The sequence below is a fragment of the Thiocystis violacea genome (assembly GCF_016583565.1).
Lineage (GTDB): Bacteria > Pseudomonadota > Gammaproteobacteria > Chromatiales > Chromatiaceae > Thiorhodococcus > Thiorhodococcus violaceus_A.
On sequence record NZ_NRRF01000170.1, the window covers coordinates 1 to 2181 of the forward strand.

Annotated in this window: 1 protein-coding gene; it reads left to right on the forward strand. The window is 59.2% G+C overall.

Annotation, left to right across the window (positions count from 1 at the left end):
• The first annotated feature begins 884 nt into the window (after nucleotides 1–884).
• Nucleotides 885–1745, forward strand: coding sequence for a replication initiation factor domain-containing protein (locus CKO23_RS24425; RefSeq protein ID WP_200336066.1), 861 nt, complete (start codon nucleotides 885–887; stop codon nucleotides 1743–1745).
• The last annotated feature ends 436 nt before the right edge of the window (nucleotides 1746–2181 follow it).

Consider the following 2181-nt stretch of genomic DNA (forward strand, 5'->3'; position numbering starts at 1 on the left):
CGCTGCTAGGATTTCTCAGGGAACCGCTTGATGCTCGGCATTGAGTCTTGCTCAACGTCCAGGCGTTTTTCGTCCGTAGGTGACGGCACAACCTACTTCTCGGTGTCCTCTCTTCTCTTGTGTCCCCATTGGAAAATCAAGGGGACAAAGTCGATTGCAAGAATCCGGCGGCTGCGCCGGGCTCTTGAAGCATTTCCCGAAGCTTGCGGCGGGAACTGCTTCAAGAGACTGGCTCGTCTTGCGCGTCCTCTGAGCACGCACATATCCCATCTGGACATTCGGCGATGGGGTTCACAGGGGAAGTGCATCACTACCTTGCAAAGTGCATCACTATCGTCTATGTTCGGTGCATCACTCAACAGGCAAGGGCATCACATGGCAACGTCGAAACCTCGGGTTACGGTCACTCTCAATCCTCGGGTTCATGAGACCCTATCTCGTCTCGCCAGGCTCCAGGCGCGAAGCTTGTCTTCCATCATCTCCGAGTATCTGGATGTTGTGCATGAACCGCTCATGCGGACTGTCGCGTTGATCGATGCGGCCAGGGATGCGCCCGAGGAAGTCAAGCGCGGTCTCGTCAACACGGTAGAGGCTCTGGAGCGAGAGCTTGAGGACGTAGCGAATACGGCAACGGCTCAAACGAGGCTCGCTCTGGGGTCGCTGGAAGATCTGCTCGACCCCCGCCTAGTAACACGGGGGTCAGGTTTGGGGGGGGCACGGGTGTCTTCGGTGATTTCCAGAGACGATTCAGGAGCTTACGCCTGGTCTATAGTTGACCGCGAATTAGGGGAATTGGATGGCGGAAAGGGGTGCAAAACTCGCCTCGAAGCGGAATCGAAAGCTAGCGAAGCGTGTATCAGATGGGAGGGCAGGGAGGCCAGGTCATGAGATTCGATTGGTATCAGGCGTCCGTCTTTGGGCCAGACGCTGATGATGTTACGGGGTTCCTTGAACGGGAGCTTGATCTAGCTACGGTCTACCCTGGTAGGCCCAAAAATGGCTATCTCCGGGCGGCGCTGCTGCGGCGTGGCGATAGGGATCTGGCGGAAGTCTGGTGGGGCGGCAATCCGGGCGTGAACGTCAAGGGGACAGGTGAGGACTCTCCCGAGGTCGCGAGGATCCTTAGCAAGGGGCGGCGGTTGTTTGGCTGGAAGGTCTGTCCGACTCGGGTTGATTCGTGCATCGATTGGGTTGAAGAGTCTCTCTTCGATCACATGGCAGCAAAGCTCATTCGGTTTGCGCTGGCCAAGGGCATCAAGATTGAGCAGAAAGGCGATTGGGAGAGAGGGGAGGCGCGCACGCTCTACCTCGGGGCACGCAGCTCGACGTGTCAGCTCGTCCTTTACGAGAAGGGCTATGAGTCAGGCGGCGATAAGCGGTGGGTCCGGCTTGAGGCTCGCGTCTATCCGGCGCCGCACGCGCGGGAAGCTGTTGCGCTCTGGGGTGAGGAAGATTTCTTCAGGGCGTCTCGGTGGATGGCTGGCGCTACGGAAGCGCTTGGGTTCGAGGCCAAGCGGGCGGAGTCGGTGGGCACGGTCTGGCGGCCAACTGATGCCGATCGCGCGCGTGGCGCTCTGCTTCGTCAATACGGGCGCGTTCTGGCTGGTTGGGCTGATGAGGTGGGGGGCTGGGATGGTCTGGGGCCTGCCATCTCTCGTGGGCTGGATGAGTCTCTCAGGGCGTCTGAGAAGCTTCCAGGGGTCAAGGCAGGGTTTAATCCGTTGGGGGTCTGTGATGAGCGTTGAGCGGTTGCCAGAGTATGAAGAGCGTAGAGCTATTGCCTGGTGGAACGGCCTTGAAGAGCGTCACCGTCGCGCCATGCTGGAATCTCCGTTAGTGACGGAAACGCCGACGCCTGCTCGATGCTGGGAGGTCTTCGGGGATCAGCCATCGCTTCGCCCCCTTCCGCCTGCAAGCCATCTTCATGGCCGCTCAACCAAATAGCGCCCATCGGCTAGCCTCGACAGAGGTTGGGGCAGGGGTGCCGTATGAATCGCTCCGACGGTAGTGGTGGATCCTAAAAGCGCGTCCCAGCTCGCCGCAGGATGAAAAAGCGCTGCTAGGATTTCTCAGGGAACCGCTTGATGCTCGGCATTGAGTCTTGCTCAACGTCCAGGCGTTTTTCGTCCGTAGGTGACGGCACAACCTACTTCTCGGTGTCCTCTCTTCTCTTGTGTCCCC